Genomic DNA, 18,073 nt, shown 5'->3' on the forward strand with positions numbered 1-18,073 from the left:
TCCGCGTCTCAGCGGTAAAGACTACTTGGATCTAAGCGAACGATATAATCCCTGAACTTACTGGACAGATAAATGTCATCATCAATCCACGCCATATACATCGGGTAAAACGGTTCTCCATCTTGATCAAAAACCCGAATGCTTTTCACATGATGAAATTCATTACCGTCTGTCCTCAACAGGGTGATCATTCCCGAGTGTATGAGCATTACTTCATCATCCCTGTAAAGAAGGCCTGAAATTAAATTTCGGCCTCTTATCACCTGATCGGTTTCAATTTCAACAGGTGGTGGATTCACCAGGACACGCTGACCCACTCCCTGATCAAACTCAACCTGTTCTTCTTCCATTTCGAATTCGGAATAGTGAAGCCGGATTAAACGATCGACTGAAGTATCTGACCCATACATGAATAATAGCGGCATTTGAATGGCAGTCACAAGGAGATCGCCCTGCCCATTTACATCCATCAATACCCTGTTGTACCCGCTTGGTTGCTTACCAATGGATATGATGCGCTTGTGAAAACCGGGATTGACGTCTGGATTGTTCAGGAAGAGCTTCTTTATCAAATAATCCGGATCACTGTTTACCGGATAGAAGAAAAGCGGGTGCCGGTATGCAAAACCGCTTTGCGGAAACATATCCCTGATCTCATATTCCTCAAGGAACTGAAACCGGCTGTCGAACCGGATCACCTTGCCCAGGCTCGCATCCACGATCAAGAAATACCCGTTTGAATATAGCAGCTGATCGATTCGCTGGTATTCGCCCGGTCCACGGCCGGTGAACGTGTATTGACCAAGAGTTTGCCCGGTTTCTGTATCCAGGATCAGGATCGATTGTCTGCCATTATAGACGGTGACCAGGGAATCACCTATATGGATTAAAAAATCGCCGCCAGCCATGGTATCCAACGTTTGAATCACACCGGAAGAATCTACCGGGTCAATCCTAACCTCGATTATCTTCTGCTCTTCTATCAGAACATGGCTTAATTCTGCTTCAGGAAAAAACTCATAGACAGGCGCATAACGGTCTGATACCTCATTGCAGCCAAACCATAAGCAGCTTAAAAGAGCGATGAACATCAGGTGTTTCAGTTTATTCTTCAAATGGATGTACCAAATCCGATTCTCATTCATAAAACTTTTAATACACTGGAATTCTAAGCCATATTTATCCCTGCAAGTCATTATGAATCTCTACTGCCTGTTAATCATGCTATCCTGTGTCAACAATCCAAAGTACTGAATCGACATCCAGCGTACATGCTGTTAGGTGTAAGATCCCGGATTTCATCATAGTTTCACCACCCGATAAACCCCTCCCTCCCAGCGGTCGGGATTGTCGTTGTTGAACTGCACGAATAGCCTTCCATTGCCGGCATAGCGGATGGATCTCATGTTTTCCGGGGCATCCAGGCTCCCCAGGTACTCAGCCTCGGGTGAAAACAGATCAATCTTGAGCGCTTCACCTGCTTCTGTATGCCGCACCACCCATAGGCGACCCTCGCCATCAGGGAAAAAATCAAAGAATCTCCTTTTAAACTCCGGAGGTTCATACTCACCCGGCTCCATTCCGGTCACCTGCATGGCCCGCTCCCGGCCTTCCCGAAGCTGCTCTTTCTCCTCCTGGCTGTAGGGAACGGGCGGCAGCCCTCTGCGCGTAAACAGCAGCTCTTCGCCGGTATCCGGATCCACCCTGAAAACCCGGTAGGAGGTATCGCGGGGAGCGGTATAAAACGCCAGCTCATCGGTAAATTGGAAGTCACAAAAGGTACAGGAGATCTGTTCAAAGGGGGGATTCTCCATCTCCAGCTCCATCTGGTAAAACTCCTCTGTCTCCCGGGTTTCGGAATCATAAATACGCATCAGGATATCACCGGGATCGGTTGTCATCATGGAGAAGGGATGGTTTAAAATTACAAGCCCACTGCCGGTCAAGTGAACCTGTGGATTCCAGCCTGTTTCATAGGGAAAGGTGGTTTCTTCTTCACTGAACAGAGATGAAATGGAAACCCTGGCGCTGTTGAGATCGGCAACGGCAACTCTCCCGTCCGGGTGAATATCAATCGCAATCATGTTCTGGTACTCACCCGGTCCGCGTCCCCTGCCACCACGCGTTTCCAGGTGATTCCCCTCCGAGTCAAAGTGGTTGATCGTATTCAGCGAGCGGTCGAGTATTACTAGGCTGCCATCCAGGAGCACGCCGGCAACCGACGGATTGGGAATCAGGTCCGGGGCTTCAATACTCCAGCGATTGATCTGCTCTAGCGCAACGGGGGCACTCTTATCTGACACACTTTCCGCATCCCCTCCAGTGCAGGATAGCAATCCTGCCGCCACTGCGGTTAACAAACATAAAGCCCAAAGATTCAATCCTTGCATTATTTTAATCCCTCATTCCTGTTTCTGCTCATCTTACCGCCCAGACAATGTAGGGATTCCCGTTATAAAATCAACATTTACCCACTTCATTTCGGTTTTCTTAGGCAATCAGCTTTCAGCTATCCGCCGTCAGCTTTTTCGACTTTATACCTGAACATTGAGCATTGATCGGTTGTGCGGTTGAACATTCCTCCCCTCCGCGTGCTCCGCGCCTTGGCGGTGAAATCATTCTGATATCAAATCGAAATTCAGCTGACCCTGCATCAGCTTAAAATGCTTATCGAGGCTGAACAGGGTGATTTTTTCATCGATAACCTGCTGCAAAATGATCAGATCCGGTATCCCGACTTTATTGATCCCGTTTTTCAAATTCATCAGCTGGTAGCCGCGAACAATGTCCCAGTCAACGTTTAGCGGAATCATCTCTATGGCCTGCAACCCCTCAAGAAGTTCTGTTTCGATTTTTAGCAGCAACGCCGGAGCCAGTTCGGTCAGGATCAGTTCATTGATGCACGCCAGGTCTTCCACAATTAGACGGTCCAGCTTATCGAATCCGCCGGACTTGAAATACTCAATCCATACCGAGCTGTCGACCAGCACCCTGTACCTTGACATCAGCTCCGGTCTCTGAGGGTATCCAGGTCAATATCCAGGTCCACGGTTCCCTTCCTGGCAATCAGCCGTTTCCGTTTAACGCGGTCAATTTCAGCCTGAAGTGCATCCTTGATCAACTGGCTCTTCGTTTTTGCACCCGTTGCCTTCATGGCTTCGTCCATTAATTTCTTGGGTATGTCCAATGTGGTTCTCATATAAAAGTATGTATTCATGCATGATTATACATGCATTTTACGTTTTGCAATGCTGAAAGTCAACCTATCAAGCCCTCACCTTTTGGTGAAAAAAAGCTCTTTATACAGATTTAAAGAACTGATAAATCAACCGCAGCGGCCGCGGAGGAGGCGCTGTGCACGCGGTGACGACCGCCGGTCTGTTTCAAGCATACAGCTGTCAGCCATCAGCTTTTTTTTATGAATCCACACTTGATCATTGTGCGGTTACTCAGTTGCGCGGTTGATTATTTCTCTTCTCCGTGCCCTCCGTGGCATTCCCCCCTCCGCGCTCTCCGTGCCTCCGCGGTGCAACACCTCTTATTTACCACATTATTTGACTTCCTGAACGAAGAATCCCAAATTCTTTTTTATTTAAATAGAAATAACGACTAACCATTCAAACCGATCCTGCACATGGCCGACCAGTACATCCTCGCCCTCGACCAGGGAACCACCAGCTCACGGGCAATCGTATTCGACAAAAAGGGAAGCATTGTCAACGTTGCCCAGAAAGAGTTCAAACAGCACTACCCGAAGGCAGGATGGGTGGAACATGACGGCAACGAGATCTGGAGCACCCAGGCCGGGGTGGCTGCCGAGGCGATTACCGGAGCGGGACTCAACGGCACCAACATCGCCGCCATCGGCATTACCAACCAGCGCGAAACCACCCTGATCTGGGACCGCAAGACGGGCAAGCCTGTCTACCACGCCATTGTCTGGCAGGATCGCCGTACTTCCGACTACTGCGACAAGCTGAAAAAGCAGGACGGACTGATCGAAAAGGTCCAGCAGAAAACCGGGCTGATTCTCGACTCCTATTTCTCCGCCACCAAGATCAAATGGATTCTGGATAACGTGGAGGGCGTTCGTGAACGAGCCGAAAAGGGCGAGCTGGCTTTTGGCACCATGGACACATGGATCATCTGGAATTTTACCCGGGGCGAGCACCACATCACCGACGTGACCAACGCTTCCCGCACCATGATTTACAACATCCACGACCTGGAGTGGGACCAGGAACTGCTGGAGCTGTTTGATATCCCCGAAAGCCTGCTGCCGGACGTAAAGCAGTCGAGCGAGGTATACGGAGAAACCAAGACCACGATTTTCGCCTCAAAAGTGCCCATTGCGGGCATTGCGGGTGATCAGCAGGCCGCCCTGTTTGGTCAGCGCTGTATCGAAAAAGGCATGGTGAAGAACACCTACGGCACCGGCTGCTTTATGATTATGAATACCGGTGAAAAAACCATCAAATCTGAGAACAACCTGCTCACCACGATCGGCTGGCAGGTGGACGGCAAGGTGACCTACGCCCTGGAAGGAAGCATTTTCATCGCGGGAGCCGTGGTGCAGTGGCTTCGCGATGAACTGGGCATTATCCGCAAATCGGCCGACGTGGAAAAGCTGGCCGCATCGGTGGATGACAATGACGGTGTGTATCTCGTACCGGCCTTCGCGGGCCTGGGCGCCCCGCATTGGGACCAGCACGCACGCGGCACCATGGTTGGCCTCACACGAGGATCCAACTCCGGCCACATCGCACGGGCCGCCCTCGAGGGCATCGCCTACCAGGTGATGGATGTGCTGAAAGCGATGGAGGCCGACTCCGGGATCGATATTCAGGAACTGCGTGTGGACGGGGGCGCAACTGCCAATAACCTGCTGATGCAGTTTCAGTCGGATATTCTGCAGTCACCCGTGATTCGTCCCAAGACCCTGGAAACCACCGCACTCGGCGCCGCCTACCTGGCCGGACTGGCCGTCGGCTACTGGAAAGACCATGAGGAGATCAATGATCAGTGGCAGGTGGACCGCAAATTTGAAGCAGAGATGGATCGCAGCCATGCCGAAGACCTGATCGCCGGCTGGGACCGCGCACTCAAAGCCGCCAAAGCATGGTCCGGGGAAAGATAGGGTTCACCCCTCCTGCGTGTAAAGAAATACTACGGAGGGCAGGCACAAAGACGAAAGTACGCGGAGGAATTAAGTTTAAAGCCACACTAGCTTTGAAAGCCCAAAATCCAAATAACAAATTCCAAATTCCCGCATAGCGATCCTTTCGGGGCAAACAACTGACAACTGACAACGGACCACTAACAACCTACAAGCTGACAGCTGATGCCTGATAGCTGACAGCTCCCAACAATCAACCACTAACCACCACCAACAATCCAATTTCATGCAACGACAACGAATGCTCGACCAGGCAAAGAACAAACCCGGATATTTTGACGTGATTATCATTGGAGGGGGCGCAACGGGCCTGGGTGCGGCCGTGGATTCGGCCAGCCGGGGCTACAGCACGCTTCTGCTGGAGCAGCACGACTTTGCCAAGGGAACGTCAAGCCGGTCCACCAAGCTGGTGCACGGCGGGGTTCGATATCTGCAGCAGGGCAATGTTACGCTCGTACTGGAAGCCCTGCGAGAGCGCGGACTGCTTATCCAGAACGCCCCTCACCTGGTGCGGAATCAATCGTTCATCGTACCCAACTACGACTGGTGGGAAGGGCCGTTTTACGGCGTGGGAATGAAAGTGTACGACATGCTCGCCGGCAAGCTGGGGCTGGGTCCGTCAAAGAATCTCTCCCTCAAGGAGACCATAAAGCATCTGCCCACGCTGGAGCAGGAAGGTCTGCGCGGCGGGGTGATCTATTATGACGGGCAGTTCGATGACTCCCGCATGGCCGTGAACCTGGCCCAGACGGCGGCGGAACACGGAGCGCTGCTGGTGAACTATGCAAAAGTGACCGGGCTGATCAAATCCAACAACATGGTGGACGGTGTGGCCGTCAGGGATCAGCTGACCGGGGATGAGTTTGAGCTGAATGCACGGGTTGTGGTCAACGCCACCGGCGTCTTTACCGACAACGTACTGAAGATGGACGATCAGGAAGCCAGAACGATGATCGCCCCCAGCCAGGGCGTTCACCTGGTGATCGACAAGGAGTTTTCGCCGGGCGAGTCGGCCATCATGGTTCCACACACCGATGACGGACGCGTGCTTTTTGCGGTTCCATGGAACGGCAAAATCGTGGTAGGCACCACGGATACGCCGGTTGACGATCCGGATCTGGAGCCGAAAGCCATGGAAGAGGAAATTGATTTTATACTGAAGCACGCCACGCAGTACCTCACCGGAAATCCAACCCGGAAAGATGTTCGAAGCGTGTTTGCGGGACTGCGTCCGCTGGTAAAAGCGGGCGACGGAAAAGACACCGCCTCCCTCTCCCGCGATCATACGCTGATCGTATCCAAATCCGGACTGGTCACCATCACCGGAGGCAAATGGACCACCTACCGGAAAATGGCCCAGGACACCATCGATCAGGCCGCAACGGTAGCCGGACTGAATGTGCAGGAATGCGTCACCGAAAACCTGCGTATCCATGGATGGCTGAAGAACGTAGACAAGGAAGACCCTCTGTACCACTACGGATCAGACCGTGTGGAGATTGAAAAACTGATCAAGGAGAAGCCGGAACTGGGAGAGAAGCTGCATGAACGTCTCCCCTACCTTAAGGCAGAGGTGATCTGGGGTGTTCGAAATGAGATGGCCATGACCGTGGAAGATGTGCTCTCCCGCCGCACGCGTGCACTGCTTCTGGATGCACAGGCAAGCGTGGATGCCGCCCGGGAAGTGGCCGAGCTGATGGCCGGCGAGATGGAGCAGAACGGCGACTGGATCGCGCAGCAGGTGAAAGAGTATGAAGCCCTGGCCGATGCCTATATCCTGAAGTAAAGCCAGGGATATGGGCCGTTCCTACGGCACTTTGATAATGGTGGTGTCAGCTCTAACCCCGGAATTTATTCCGGGGAAAACAAGGTCAACACAAGTAGAGAGTGCCATCGGCACGGATCATGTAGTCCCCGTACCACATAAGATTGCGTTACTTGGTAGCAACCTCCACAGATATCTACCGTACCTGCGGCGCTTGGAGTTGAATCGAATTAAAAAATTACGACAGATACTTCGTTGTTGCCCATAACTAGACTGCCAAAACCCCTGGCCTCACATACTCTGAAGCTATGCCGCAGGAAACGTCACTTCAAAAATTGTACCACCGTCCGGACCCGGTTTCAGCTTATACTCTCCGTCAAGCTGATGCGACAGTGTTTCGATCAGTTTCATTCCAAGAGACGGATTCGGAGGCATATACCCCTCTTCCGCGATACCTACTCCGTCGTCAGTAATGGTCAGAAAGATTGTATTATCCTGCTGACGAAGTGAAACATTCAGCTCACCTTCGCTGAGTCCTACAAATGCATGTTTATAGGCGTTCACCACTCCCTCATTGAGAAGCAACGAGAATGGTATGGCCTGGTTGATATTCATGCTCACATTCTCACACTGAAACGTGTTTTTAATCTCTTTATCCGGATCACTGAACGAATCGGCAATCCCATAAACCAGCTCCTTAATATATTCGGAGACCTGGATATCGGCAAAATTATCGGTTTGATAGAGCTTTTCATGGACAAGGGCTATCGACTGTATCCGAAGCTGACTGTCGCGAAGCACGCTGCGTATCTCTTCATCCTCCACATTCCATACCTGCATCTCGATCAGCCCTGAAATCACGGCCAGATTATTCTTCACCCGATGATGAATTTCAGCCAGGAGAACGTTTTTCTCTTTCAGCGACTCACTGATTTTCTCTTCCGCCTCTTTTTGCATGGAAATATCACTGGCTACATAAATGCAGCTCTCCTCTTCCATCTGATTGGTAAGAAAGGTGTATGAAAGGTTTACAGGAATAATGTCTCCGCGACGCGACACAAATCTCGTTTCTATCGGACCGCCCGATTTACGGTTCGTGGTAACATTCTCTTTGATAGCTTCCCTCTCTTCTCCTGCCAGCAGATGCCAGAAACTGTCACCCGTGAGCTCTTCCGGATCAAAGCCGAGTTTTTCACCAACGGCTCTGTTCACCATTTTGATATTCCCTTCACGATCGGTTACAATCAGCATCTCACCCATCGACTGGATGATATTGTTCACATAGGATCGCGAAACCATGCTTTGACTCAGATTTTCAGCCATCTTGTTGAATGTGTCGGCCAAATTAGCCAGCTCATCCTTTGTTGTCAGCTCAATTCTCCTCGACAGGTCTCCGTCTCCCAGCTCTTTGGCAGTGATGGTAAGCTTTTTAATAGGCCTGGATATAGATCTGTAAACAAGCAGGGCGAGCAAAAGTGCTATAATAAAAGCCAGCGCAGAATAAAAAACGATGTTCCGTACCGTGGTTGCCGCAACCTCCTGCAGGTTATCGAGCTGAAGGTCTACCCGCTCGTAGTACGCCGATCTGAGCTGAAGCAGTATCGGAAGAAGTGTATTCCTGAAATAGGGTTCTATGGTAACATTGAACATCTCATCTCCGAAAGATGCCTCTCTTTCCAGATCGAACATTTCTCTTATCAGAGTATCGTAATAGGAAAACGACTGCTGAAGCGAGTCGGTCAGGCTGATAATCTCCTGCTGCATTCCGATTTCACCACTGTCTGTACGCGAGGTATCTATTCCTTCTGAGGAAAGCTCCCTGAGCTCACTTTCAAAGTTGTTCAGGCTGTGAATGGCGATCTCTTCCGACTGCCGTATTTGTGCCGCAACAGAAAGGGATTGATCACCGGCCCGCTGCTTGCCCCTCTCTGTGAGGTAGTTTCTCGTGTAGAGAAGTGAATTCTGAAGCTGCACAGACATCTCAGTGAGCTTCTGGAGCTGTACGGCGGTACTGCTGCTTTCCCTGATCAGATCGTTCTTGATCTCATTGCTGAGGTAGTACGACAACCCGCCTGTAATGAGCACAAGAAGAGCTACGGTCAGAAAGCTCAGGAGTAATTTTGTACCGATTCTCATGGAGTCGATGATATTGATATTTCCTTTCTCTCCCCGATTAACCAACAGTCACTAGGCTGAATGTACAAACTTTCGGATACATCTGTCTGCTAATCTGATATTTTAGCCTTTAAAGTGTTTTTAAGGGGTATAAGAGGCATATTCACCCCTTTAGAAGCTCAAAAATGTATCAGACGGCAGGCATTTTGGCTTCGGTTAATACGAAAGAATCTCTCCTATTTTATTCGATATCTTCTCAACGGAAGGCAACACGTGATTCATCAGGCCCACATTATAAGGCATCGGGATATCGGGCATCGTCAGCCTCTGAACGGGTGCATCCAGGTGGCGGAACTGCGTGTCGGAGATGTCGGACGATATTTCCGAACCGAACCCTGCCGTTCGGGTATCTTCATGCACAATAAGACACTTGTTGGTCTTGCTAACTGACTCATAGACCATCTCACGGTCCCACGGAATAATGGTCCGAAGGTCGATGATATCGGCTGAAACACCCGTCTCTTCGGCCGCCTGCTCGCATCGTTCGCACATGGCACCCCATGTGATGATGGTCAGCTCATCACCCTCACGCAGTTTTCGGGCTTTCCCGAAAGGCACTATAAACTCATCACCCGGGTACGGCTTGCGCGCATATTTGGAGTCGAGCAGGTTTCGGTGTTCAAAAAAGATGGTCGGATTATTGCTACGCATGGCTGATCTCAGTAAACCAACCGCATCTTCCGCGTTTGATGGATAGGCGATCTGCCAGCCAACGATGTGTGCAAAAAAGACCTCATTCGATTCACTGTGCCACGGATCCCCGCACTTTGCAAAACCGCCCGGCATCCGAACCACCATGGGAGCGGCAAAGCGGTTGGCAGTGCGCCATCGCGTGGTGCCCGTATTTTTGATCTGCTCGGTTGCGGGATCGGCATACTTGCGAAACTGAATCTCGGCAACAGGCATCAATCCCGCATAGGCCATTCCTACCGCCCGCCCGATAATCCCCTCCTCTGAGAGGCTGGTATCAAACACTCGCTGGTCTCCGTATGAGGTTTGAAGGCCCATTGTTGCCGCATGCACGCCGCCTTTTGCACCTACATCCTCACCGAAAACGACCAGTCTATCGTTCAGCTCCAGCTCTTTATCGAGGGTTCTGCGAACTCCTTCCACAATATTGATGCGTTGTTTTTCCGAAACCGGTTCTTCCGATCCCTTCGGCGTTTCGACCCCTTCCGGCAACAGCCCCCCAATCAGCTGAAGTTCTCCGGTATCCTCAAAAAAGACATACTTTTTTATGTTTTCCTTTTCGGGATCGGATCGATTCCATGCGTCCTCAGAGGCCTTGCGTGCCGTTTTGCGATTCTTCTCCGCCATCTCCTCCCACTCCTCTTCGGAAACCGTATCAGGTACCAAAAACGATTTTAGCTTGTTTAGCGGGTCGTTTTGTTGCTCTTCCTCAATTTCTGATTCCTCCTTGTATGATTGGTTATCCTGGTAAGAGTGCCCGTTCAGGCGCGGTACTGTCAGGCGGATAAGAGCCGGTCCTTTTCTGCCGCGTACGTACTGTACCGACTGTCCGATCAGCTTTGCAGCTTCCTCCGGGTCGGTACCGTCGCCGTCAAAAATGCGGAGGTTTTTGAAAGAGTAGAGGTTGTTGGCAATATTGGCTCCCGGAGTCTGGAATTCGCTGCTGACTGAAATGCCGTAGCCGTTATCCTCTATAAAAAACAGAACGGGCAAATTCATCGTAGTCGCCATGGTGAGGCACGACCAGAACCCATTGGTTGCCACAGAACCGTCACCGCCCAGGATCACGGAAATGGCTTCCGAATACTCATCCTGTTCTAGTACGTTCTTCCGGTATTCAATGGCCTGAGCCCAGCCGGCAGCCGGCGTGTACTGCGAGCCTACATCCCCGGCCATGGGCAGCACCTTCACCCCGTCACGGTCGGGACGGTTGCATACCACTCCGATATCGCGTCCGTCGCTGTAGCCGCCTGACTTTGCCATACCGGACGCAAGGGCGTCTTCCGGAGTAAGCCCCAAAGTGAGCATCAGCGGACGCGACCTGTAGTATGCACTGGCTGCATCGTTTGGATCGTTGAGGTGCATACCCAGCAGGATCTGAGCCAGCTCATGTCCGCGTGCGGAGAACTGATAAAGAATCTTTTTTGCGGGTACCAGTTCACTCTCTTCCAGGTCGTCTATAGCGCGCGACAGCAGCATCAAATCGGCTGCTTGTTTCCAGTTTATATTGATCTGACCGCTTTTACTTTTTTTGCTCATTCTCTAATAAACTTCCTTTTTTTGGGCCGTACACCTTCTTAAAGCTGTTTTTAAAATGATCCATTTCACTCTCTCTGCCAATGGTAATCCTCACACAGTTTGGCAAACCAAAGGCATTGATCCGGCGCAAAATAACACCCTTTTTCAACATTCCCTGTGTAAAATCAACCGCCTCCCGCTCTGAATCAAGAATCATCATCACAGAGTTTGATACCGATCGAACGTATTCCACATCGTTCATATCAAAAAACCCGTAGAGATCTTCTTTGCCCTTCTCCACCAGTTCAACACTTTTTCTTAAAAAATCGAAATCCCCGTATGCGGCAAGAGCAGCTGCCTGCGCCGCCGCCGTGGGCTCAAAGGTCAGTTTTGCCTTGATCATCTCCCGGATCACATCCGGATGCGCTATTGCATAACCAATCCGTAATCCGGCCAATCCATATGCTTTTGAAAACGTGCGGAGAATCACCACGTTTTCCTTTCGGTACTCCATGGCCGGCAGAAAGTCCGGATACCCTTTCGCATACTCATAGTACGCTTCATCGGCTATCAGCAGTACATTATCCGGAATGCCGTCAACCAGTTTTCTGTATTCTTCAGCGGCAAGGATGGTACCTGTGGGATTATTGGGGTTGGCCAGGTACACCATTTTGGTTTGTGAATCGATTGCGTTCAGCATCGCATCCACATCAAAACCGTAACCGGTTGTTACAGGCACTTTTTTAAGCTCAATACCCCGAACGCCGGTCTGTACAAAGAAGCCTACAAAGGTTACATTGGATGTGACGGCATTGTCGCCGTTTTTAAAAAACGTTCTGCAAAGGATGGAAATAATGCTTTCAGAACCTGCAGCCAGCAGTATCTCCTCCGGTTTCACGTGGTTTTGTTCCGCGATTGCGGTTCTCAGCTTTTCTGCAATAGGATCCGGATAGTCCTGTATGGATTCAAGCGCATCAATCACCGCAGGTTTAACAGCCGGACTGCAGCCCAGCCTGTTTTCATTCGAGGCAAGCTTTGAAATGGAGTCGGGATGATATTCGTTGCGTACTTCAGCAATCGTTTTTCCGGCAACATACGGTTTCAGTTTCTTTATATTCTCAGGAACTATCTCAGAAATGTTCATGCCGTCATGATTTTCTTTATTTCATAATTTGAAACCGTTAAAAGCATCTTTCAGGTACTACTGTGTTTTACAAAATATGCAGCCTAAAGAAACGAAAAAAGCGCTACCAGTTTCAAAACAGAGTCGTAAAATAAAGTGATCAGCATCGAATTAAAAGGAATTTAAAATAAACAGCTATGCCCATAAAAGAGATTGTTATCACCGGAGCCAGTAAGGGGATTGGGTTTGAAACAGCCCTTTTTCTCGCCGAGAAAGGACACCGGGTCACTGCTATTTCCAGATCAGAAGATTTACTGGAAAACCTTCGCTCACACGTACCTGAGCAAATTCGGATCTTACCTATTGATATCACCACGCCGGATGCCGGTTCTGTTGTAGCAGACTTTCTGAGCGAGCATTCCGTCAAAGCAGATATTCTGATTCACAATGCGGGACTTCTGATCAATAAGCCGTTTTCAGAGCAAAACAATGCAGACCTGGAGCGTCAATTTGAAGTGAATGCTCTTGCACCATTCAGAATAACACGGGACATTCTGCCGCATTTTAACTCAAGCGGACATATCGTCTGCATTAGCAGTATGGGCGGATTTCAGGGCAGCAGCAAGTTCCCGGGGTTGTCTGCCTACAGCGCGTCCAAGGGAGCGCTCTCCATTTTAAGCGAGTGCCTGGCTGCTGAATTGAGCGAAATGAATATCGCCTGCAATACACTATGCCTGGGCGCTGTTCAAACCAAGATGCTCGAAGAGGCTTTTCCGGGATTCAACGCACCCGTAGAACCTTCCGAAATGGGCCCTTTTATCGGTGACTTCTGCCTGAACGGCAATCGTTTTTACAACGGACAGATTCTGCCGGTAACCCTTGGCAATCCGGGTTAGCTTCATATGGAAAGATCTGATTCATTTGGTAAATTTGAGCCATCCCCAAACCCCATTCATATTAAGCGGAATGAAAAGACTTATTTCAGTTTTTGCCTTTTTTTTACTTTGCAGCGGTTTTATAACTGAGAAGAGCTTTGCACAATCACCCAAGATTCAGCTGGCAGGTGGCAATGTACTGAATGGAACCCTTACCGGTACCATACTTGGAGCAGCAACCATGGCGCTCAATAACGACAAGGACATCTCTCCGCTTCGGATTGGAATCGGGTCGGGTGTATTGGGCGGATTTGCGATAGCGCTTTATGATGTGGCAACACTCCCCGCCGGACAGGAATTTTTCATCTCAGGGGTGTTCAATGACGGGAGAAACTCGACCGTTATTATACTGCTTGACACATTTTATGGAGCTGCAGGAGGGGCAATCCTTGGTTCCGCTGTCACGCTTATTTCCAACAGTCCGGTTGTTGAAGGGCTGCGCCTGGGTTCCGGAATAGGTGCATGGACAGGATTTGGATTTGGACTTATCGACAGTTTTGTGCTGGCCGAAAAAAACCGCGATTTCATGGCTTCTGCGCTGCTTAACCGATCATCGCTGTTTCAAATCAATACGGGTACCACGGAGATCGGCATTGCACAGCCAACCCTGCATCAGCAGACGGTGATTTCACCAAATGCTCTCTCCATGAATATTGAGCCCGTCATCAATGTAATATCTCTGCGAACTTCTTTCTGACGCAGACGGATATTCAATGACAAAATCTATTCTTTCACTTCTGCAGTCGCCAGTGTCTTAATCAGCTCCCTCACCGTATTTACATGGCCCGAAAGGGAGGGATTTATTCCATCACTCAGGTAGTACCACGCTTCCGGGGGTGAACCCATGCGTTTCCCGAGGGGATCTACAATAAACCCGGGCTTACCAAGCAGGATCTGTCGGATTTGGGACAAATCTTTCTCATCAATTTCAAAATCGAATAGCTCCATTTCATCCAGCAGCCCCGGTATAACGGGAGCGGGCGAGATCCATACGGGCGGGTTGTCCGTTACGGTTTTGATGGCATCCTGAATGGATGCCAGATTTTCCCAGGTTTCAGACAGGGGCAAAAGTGTCCGGCCCGGTAGAAAAGTAAGACGAATGGCATCAAAAAGCCCCAGCTGCACAAACACCCAATCCGGGTCATGGCTCAGCACATCGCGGTGCATTCTGCGAAGCGCCTCTGAGGTGGTATTGCCGGTGATGCCTGCATTGATAAACGTAAACTCTGCCTCAGGTACAGTAATATTCAGGATATGTTCGAAAATGGAAAACCAACCCTGCAGATCATCTGTGGCAGAATCACCCAGTGCAACGATAGTATCATCTTTTTGAAAAGGCAGTTCGTCAACCCAATCCGTAATATCATCTTCTCTCAAAAGCTCAAGAGCTGCTTCCTTTGCATTTTGCCGGAACATGCCTCTCAATTTCTCAAGCTCTGAAGTTTCCAGGCCCATTAGTTCTGCCACAGCTGATTGATTTGTGATGCCTGGCAAGAGTGGAAACTGTTTCTCGAGATTTAAAAACTGAAGCAAGTACTTTTCCAGTGCTTCCTTTTCTTTTTTATCCGCTTTTTGGGTCATTCGATTCTCATTACTGATTCATTAATTGTTTTTTGAGTTCGCTCATCCCCTCTTCGCCTTTCTTCCGGATATGCGTCCATCCGTCAAAAGAGTAGAGCTCGGGCGTGGAGGGATCTACGATGAATTTGGGTATCCCCTTCCGGGTGTAGCTTACCAGCGATGCCGCCGGATAAACTGATAAGGATGTTCCAATCACGATGAAGATATCTGCTTTTCCAACAATTTTAGCGGCCGTTTCCATCATGGGTACCGGCTCACCGAACCAGACGACATTGGGACGAAGCTGAGAACCGTCTGGAGCTTTATCACCCGGATTGATTGGGTTGCTGCCAATATCAACAATGATACTCTCATCTTTTTCACTGCGTGCCTGTTTCAGCATACCGTGCAGATGAACAACGGATGAAGACCCCGCCTTCTCGTGAAGGTCATCTACATTCTGCGTAACTACGGTAACATCAAACTTTGATTCAAGTTCGGCGATAGCTTTATGTGCCTTGTTGGGACGGACACCTGCTGCCTGCTTGCGCCTCATATTGTAGAAATCCAGAACTTTCTCTTTATTGAGATTCCATCCGCGTATGGATGCGACCTCTTGAACATCATAGCCTTCCCACAAACCTCCGGAATCCCTGAAAGTTGCCAGTCCGCTCTCTGCGCTCACTCCTGCTCCCGACAGAACAACGACGTTGGACATGCTCCCTGGATATTTTTTAAATAATTTATCGCTTGCTGGTAATTACAGAATTTGCAGTGAATTCTGAGATTGACAACCTTCTCATACCATAATGGCATTGATCAGCCGGTTTAGGCTTTCACAAACTTCAGCCAGGCACTGTCATCACCATATCCGTCAATTACGGCGGGATTTTCATTGTATGTCAATGAACTCAGGCTGGACTGAATTTCAGCACGTATGACTTTCAGGCTGCTTGATATCATTTCACTGTTAAATCCGGTCTCGCCGAGTTTGATCGTCATTTCCATTGATACCAGGCGGCCGATAGCGCGGCCAAGTTCAACGAGTTTTCGCTGGGGAAGCTTATAGGCAATCTCAAAATTCAGAGTGTCCTTAAAATAGTCGGCTGCATTTTCCGTAAGGCTGTATTCTTTCAAGAATTTGTAGAGGTTGCTCTCCTTCGATTTTCTCATCAGTTTAAGTACAGATTCTGATATCTGCTGATAGAGGATATCGTTTGAACCTTCAAAAATCTGGAATGGGCGGCTATCGACCATTGCACGCCCTGCAATATGATCGAGACGGTACCCTTTCGCTCCTACCAGCTGCAGCAATGACTGTGATGCTTCGTGCATATAGTCCGTTACAACCGATTTAATAGAGTTTGCCTCAACATCCATTCTGGATGTGTTTTTCTCAAGCGGAACATTCGTACTGGTAAAGTAGCTCATGGCTGAACTTACCGTGAAGTAAGATTGCAGTCTGGCAAGGCGTTCCTTTACCTGGTCATAATTAAACAGACTGGATCCACCCACCACGCGCTCTTTACAGTGATCGATTGCTTCATCCAGCATACGTTTTAAATGTCCTGTACTCATGCCCGGGAACTGCAGTCTGCTTCGATGCAGTATATCAAGCATCATAGTGACACCGGTGGTCTTCGGCTCCAGGCGATAAGTTTCGGGAACAGTAATGTTGACTTCATTTTTTCCATATGGCAGCATATAGAGCCCCAGGTTTTTATAATATTCCTGTACTTCAATACCGCCGTTTGAGCTGTCGTGTACGAAAAAACCAATATCACGCCCAAGCTCACCGTTTTTATCAATTCCACGTGCTGTAATGAGCCAATAATCGGCCCATCCTGTCAATCCTGCCCAATGCTTTAAACCATTTATATGGTAGTCGCCTGATTCATCTTGTTTGAATCCGGTTTGCATACGCAGTGCGTCGGAACCGAAATCGGGCTCTGTGATCATGAGACCGCCCATATTTTTTTTGGCCAAAAACCTCTTGAATACCGTGGATTTCATCTCATCCTGCCCATAATTGGCCACCGGCTGCAGAAAAAGAGCCCCGTTAATACCCATCATGAGCGACAGGGGCAGAGACTGATAGGAGGTGGTTTCGAGCATAGAGAGAGCTTCGCTGGTTACGGCACCGCGCCCCTTATACTCCGAGGGAATAAATGTTGAGAGCGGATTGCATTCCAGCACTTCACGCAAAACGTAGGGTGGAATGCCGCGGGTCGCAAGCATTTCATCTTCGTCATTTCGCTGTGTAAACAATTGTGAAAGCTTCTCTTTATAGTCGTTTAGAAATGACAATATATCTTTTTTGATGTTTAGTGACTGAGCAATATCTAAATTCAATGTTCCGTGATCTTCTTAATGTTGAGTCATCATTACAGACATGTATTGAATGCACTTTAATATAACGAAAAAGAAGGCAAAATCATGTCTGCTTACCACCATGAGTACAGGAGTTCCTTGTTTATCGTTCAGATGAATTCAAGCCTGATAAAGGTCTTTGCCTTCATGCGTCTGTTCAGATATCAACTTCACCAAAGGAATTCATTCAGGGCGAGAGCCCGCAAGGCACCGTTTAGCTGGGCAGTACCGGGGGAGGGAAGCGTTGGGAAGAATACGTGATAAGGCGGCGGCCTTGCCCCTTGCGCCGTGCATCCTGTACCCTGTACCGTGCGCCCTGCACCCTGTACCGTGCACCCTGGTTCCTGAACATAAAAAAGCCTCCGGGCGCTGAGCTCAGGGAGGCTTATGGAAAAAATAAGTGATGAGGCGACGACCTGCTCGGACTCCGCCGGCTGGCGGAAGTACCATCGGCGCTGCGGAGCTTATCCGCCGGGGGGCGGATCGGATGGGAACGGGTGGAAATAAAAAAAGGGTGAGGGTGACCATCTGCCCCGAAGGGATCGCTATGCGGCGTGACTCCGCGGCCCATCTGCGCGACTCTGCGAGAAACCCTTAAGGGGAGTAAATCATTGAGGAGCTTATGAGCACAGCAGACGTGGGCTGTTTGTCTGCAACAAAAAAAGCCTCCGTGCGCTGAGCGCAGGGAGGCTTTTGGAAAAAATAAGTGATGAGGCGACGACCTACTCTACCGCGAATGCAGTACCATCGGCGCTGCGGAG

General features: G+C 49.6%; 14 protein-coding genes. 4 read left to right on the forward strand and 10 right to left on the reverse strand.

The window, feature by feature from the left end; all coding sequences use genetic code 11:
* Positions 1-8 precede the first annotated feature (8 nt).
* The 4 genes from DDZ15_RS16300 to DDZ15_RS16315 all read right to left on the reverse strand — a co-directional run bounded on the left by DDZ15_RS16300 (position 9) and on the right by DDZ15_RS16315 (position 3,199).
* Positions 9-1,115 carry a hypothetical protein gene (locus tag DDZ15_RS16300; RefSeq protein ID WP_146198625.1) on the reverse strand — a complete coding sequence of 369 codons (1,107 nt, stop codon included), beginning with the start codon at positions 1,113-1,115 and terminating at the stop codon, positions 9-11.
* 186 nt (positions 1,116-1,301) lie between these two features.
* A complete protein-coding gene (locus DDZ15_RS16305; RefSeq protein ID WP_146198626.1) occupies positions 1,302-2,303 on the reverse strand; it encodes an NHL repeat-containing protein in 1,002 nt (333 codons plus the stop codon).
* A gap of 312 nt (positions 2,304-2,615) precedes the next feature.
* Positions 2,616-3,005, reverse strand: coding sequence for a PIN domain-containing protein (locus tag DDZ15_RS16310; protein ID WP_109648193.1), 390 nt, complete (start codon positions 3,003-3,005; stop codon positions 2,616-2,618).
* Positions 3,005-3,199 carry a type II toxin-antitoxin system VapB family antitoxin gene (locus tag DDZ15_RS16315; protein WP_109648205.1) on the reverse strand — a complete coding sequence of 65 codons (195 nt, stop codon included), beginning with the start codon at positions 3,197-3,199 and terminating at the stop codon, positions 3,005-3,007. The genes DDZ15_RS16310 and DDZ15_RS16315 overlap by 1 nt, the downstream gene beginning before the upstream one ends.
* A 435-nt stretch (positions 3,200-3,634) precedes the next feature.
* On the opposite strand from DDZ15_RS16315, the gene glpK reads away from it, so the two are divergent.
* Together glpK and DDZ15_RS16330 are read left to right on the forward strand one after the other, a co-directional pair.
* Positions 3,635-5,137, forward strand: a complete 1,503-nt coding sequence (gene glpK / locus DDZ15_RS16325; protein ID WP_109648195.1) for a glycerol kinase GlpK — start codon at positions 3,635-3,637, stop codon at positions 5,135-5,137.
* A gap of 265 nt (positions 5,138-5,402) precedes the next feature.
* A complete protein-coding gene (locus DDZ15_RS16330; RefSeq protein ID WP_109648196.1) occupies positions 5,403-6,962 on the forward strand; it encodes a glycerol-3-phosphate dehydrogenase/oxidase in 1,560 nt (519 codons plus the stop codon).
* Between the two features lie 285 nt (positions 6,963-7,247).
* Here DDZ15_RS16330 and DDZ15_RS16335 read toward each other — a convergent pair whose 3' ends face one another.
* From DDZ15_RS16335 to hisC, 3 genes are all read right to left on the reverse strand, one after another.
* Complete coding sequence (locus DDZ15_RS16335; protein WP_109648197.1) at positions 7,248-9,122, reverse strand: sensor histidine kinase; 1,875 nt, start codon at positions 9,120-9,122, stop codon at positions 7,248-7,250.
* Positions 9,123-9,272: 150 nt separating this feature from the next.
* Positions 9,273-11,345, reverse strand: a complete 2,073-nt coding sequence (locus DDZ15_RS16340) for an alpha-ketoacid dehydrogenase subunit alpha/beta (protein ID WP_109648198.1) — start codon at positions 11,343-11,345, stop codon at positions 9,273-9,275.
* Positions 11,329-12,468 (reverse strand): histidinol-phosphate transaminase, encoded by a 1,140-nt coding sequence (gene hisC, locus DDZ15_RS16345; protein WP_109648199.1) that lies wholly within the window; start codon positions 12,466-12,468, stop codon positions 11,329-11,331. The genes DDZ15_RS16340 and hisC overlap by 17 nt, the downstream gene beginning before the upstream one ends.
* Positions 12,469-12,644: 176 nt before the next feature.
* Between hisC and DDZ15_RS16350 the strand changes: the two genes are divergently transcribed.
* Both DDZ15_RS16350 and DDZ15_RS16355 read left to right on the forward strand, forming a co-directional pair.
* Positions 12,645-13,343 carry an SDR family NAD(P)-dependent oxidoreductase gene (locus DDZ15_RS16350; protein WP_109648200.1) on the forward strand — a complete coding sequence of 233 codons (699 nt, stop codon included), beginning with the start codon at positions 12,645-12,647 and terminating at the stop codon, positions 13,341-13,343.
* Positions 13,344-13,413: 70 nt separating this feature from the next.
* Positions 13,414-14,079: a hypothetical protein gene (locus DDZ15_RS16355; RefSeq protein WP_109648201.1), complete on the forward strand. Its 666-nt coding sequence runs from the start codon at positions 13,414-13,416 to the stop codon at positions 14,077-14,079.
* Positions 14,080-14,105: 26 nt separating this feature from the next.
* Here DDZ15_RS16355 and DDZ15_RS16360 read toward each other — a convergent pair whose 3' ends face one another.
* The 3 genes from DDZ15_RS16360 to DDZ15_RS16370 form a co-directional block, all read right to left on the reverse strand.
* Positions 14,106-14,963: an SGNH/GDSL hydrolase family protein gene (locus DDZ15_RS16360; protein ID WP_109648202.1), complete on the reverse strand. Its 858-nt coding sequence runs from the start codon at positions 14,961-14,963 to the stop codon at positions 14,106-14,108.
* Between the two features lie 10 nt (positions 14,964-14,973).
* On the reverse strand, positions 14,974-15,660 hold the full coding sequence (locus DDZ15_RS16365) for an SIR2 family NAD-dependent protein deacylase (protein ID WP_109648203.1): 687 nt from the start codon (positions 15,658-15,660) through the stop codon (positions 14,974-14,976).
* A 110-nt stretch (positions 15,661-15,770) separates the two neighbouring features.
* Positions 15,771-17,294 carry an acyl-CoA dehydrogenase family protein gene (locus DDZ15_RS16370; RefSeq protein WP_242979073.1) on the reverse strand — a complete coding sequence of 508 codons (1,524 nt, stop codon included), beginning with the start codon at positions 17,292-17,294 and terminating at the stop codon, positions 15,771-15,773.
* Positions 17,295-18,073 lie beyond the last annotated feature (779 nt).

This window comes from Rhodohalobacter mucosus (assembly GCF_003150675.1).
In the GTDB taxonomy this organism is placed as follows: Bacteria; Bacteroidota; Rhodothermia; order Balneolales; family Balneolaceae; genus Rhodohalobacter; species Rhodohalobacter mucosus.

Bases quoted from the DNA above. Each gene is read 5' to 3' on its own strand.
- DDZ15_RS16310 (WP_109648193.1), bottom strand. From the start codon at position 3,005: ATGTCAAGGTACAGGGTGCTGGTCGACAGCTCGGTATGGATTGAGTAT.
- DDZ15_RS16315 (WP_109648205.1), bottom strand. From the start codon at position 3,199: ATGAGAACCACATTGGACATACCCAAGAAATTAATGGACGAAGCCATG.
- glpK (WP_109648195.1), top strand. From the start codon at position 3,635: ATGGCCGACCAGTACATCCTCGCCCTCGACCAGGGAACCACCAGCTCA.
- DDZ15_RS16330 (WP_109648196.1), top strand. From the start codon at position 5,403: ATGCAACGACAACGAATGCTCGACCAGGCAAAGAACAAACCCGGATAT.
- DDZ15_RS16340 (WP_109648198.1), bottom strand. From the start codon at position 11,345: ATGAGCAAAAAAAGTAAAAGCGGTCAGATCAATATAAACTGGAAACAA.
- hisC (WP_109648199.1), bottom strand. From the start codon at position 12,468: ATGAACATTTCTGAGATAGTTCCTGAGAATATAAAGAAACTGAAACCG.
- DDZ15_RS16350 (WP_109648200.1), top strand. From the start codon at position 12,645: ATGCCCATAAAAGAGATTGTTATCACCGGAGCCAGTAAGGGGATTGGG.
- DDZ15_RS16355 (WP_109648201.1), top strand. From the start codon at position 13,414: ATGAAAAGACTTATTTCAGTTTTTGCCTTTTTTTTACTTTGCAGCGGT.
- DDZ15_RS16360 (WP_109648202.1), bottom strand. From the start codon at position 14,963: ATGACCCAAAAAGCGGATAAAAAAGAAAAGGAAGCACTGGAAAAGTAC.
- DDZ15_RS16365 (WP_109648203.1), bottom strand. From the start codon at position 15,660: ATGTCCAACGTCGTTGTTCTGTCGGGAGCAGGAGTGAGCGCAGAGAGC.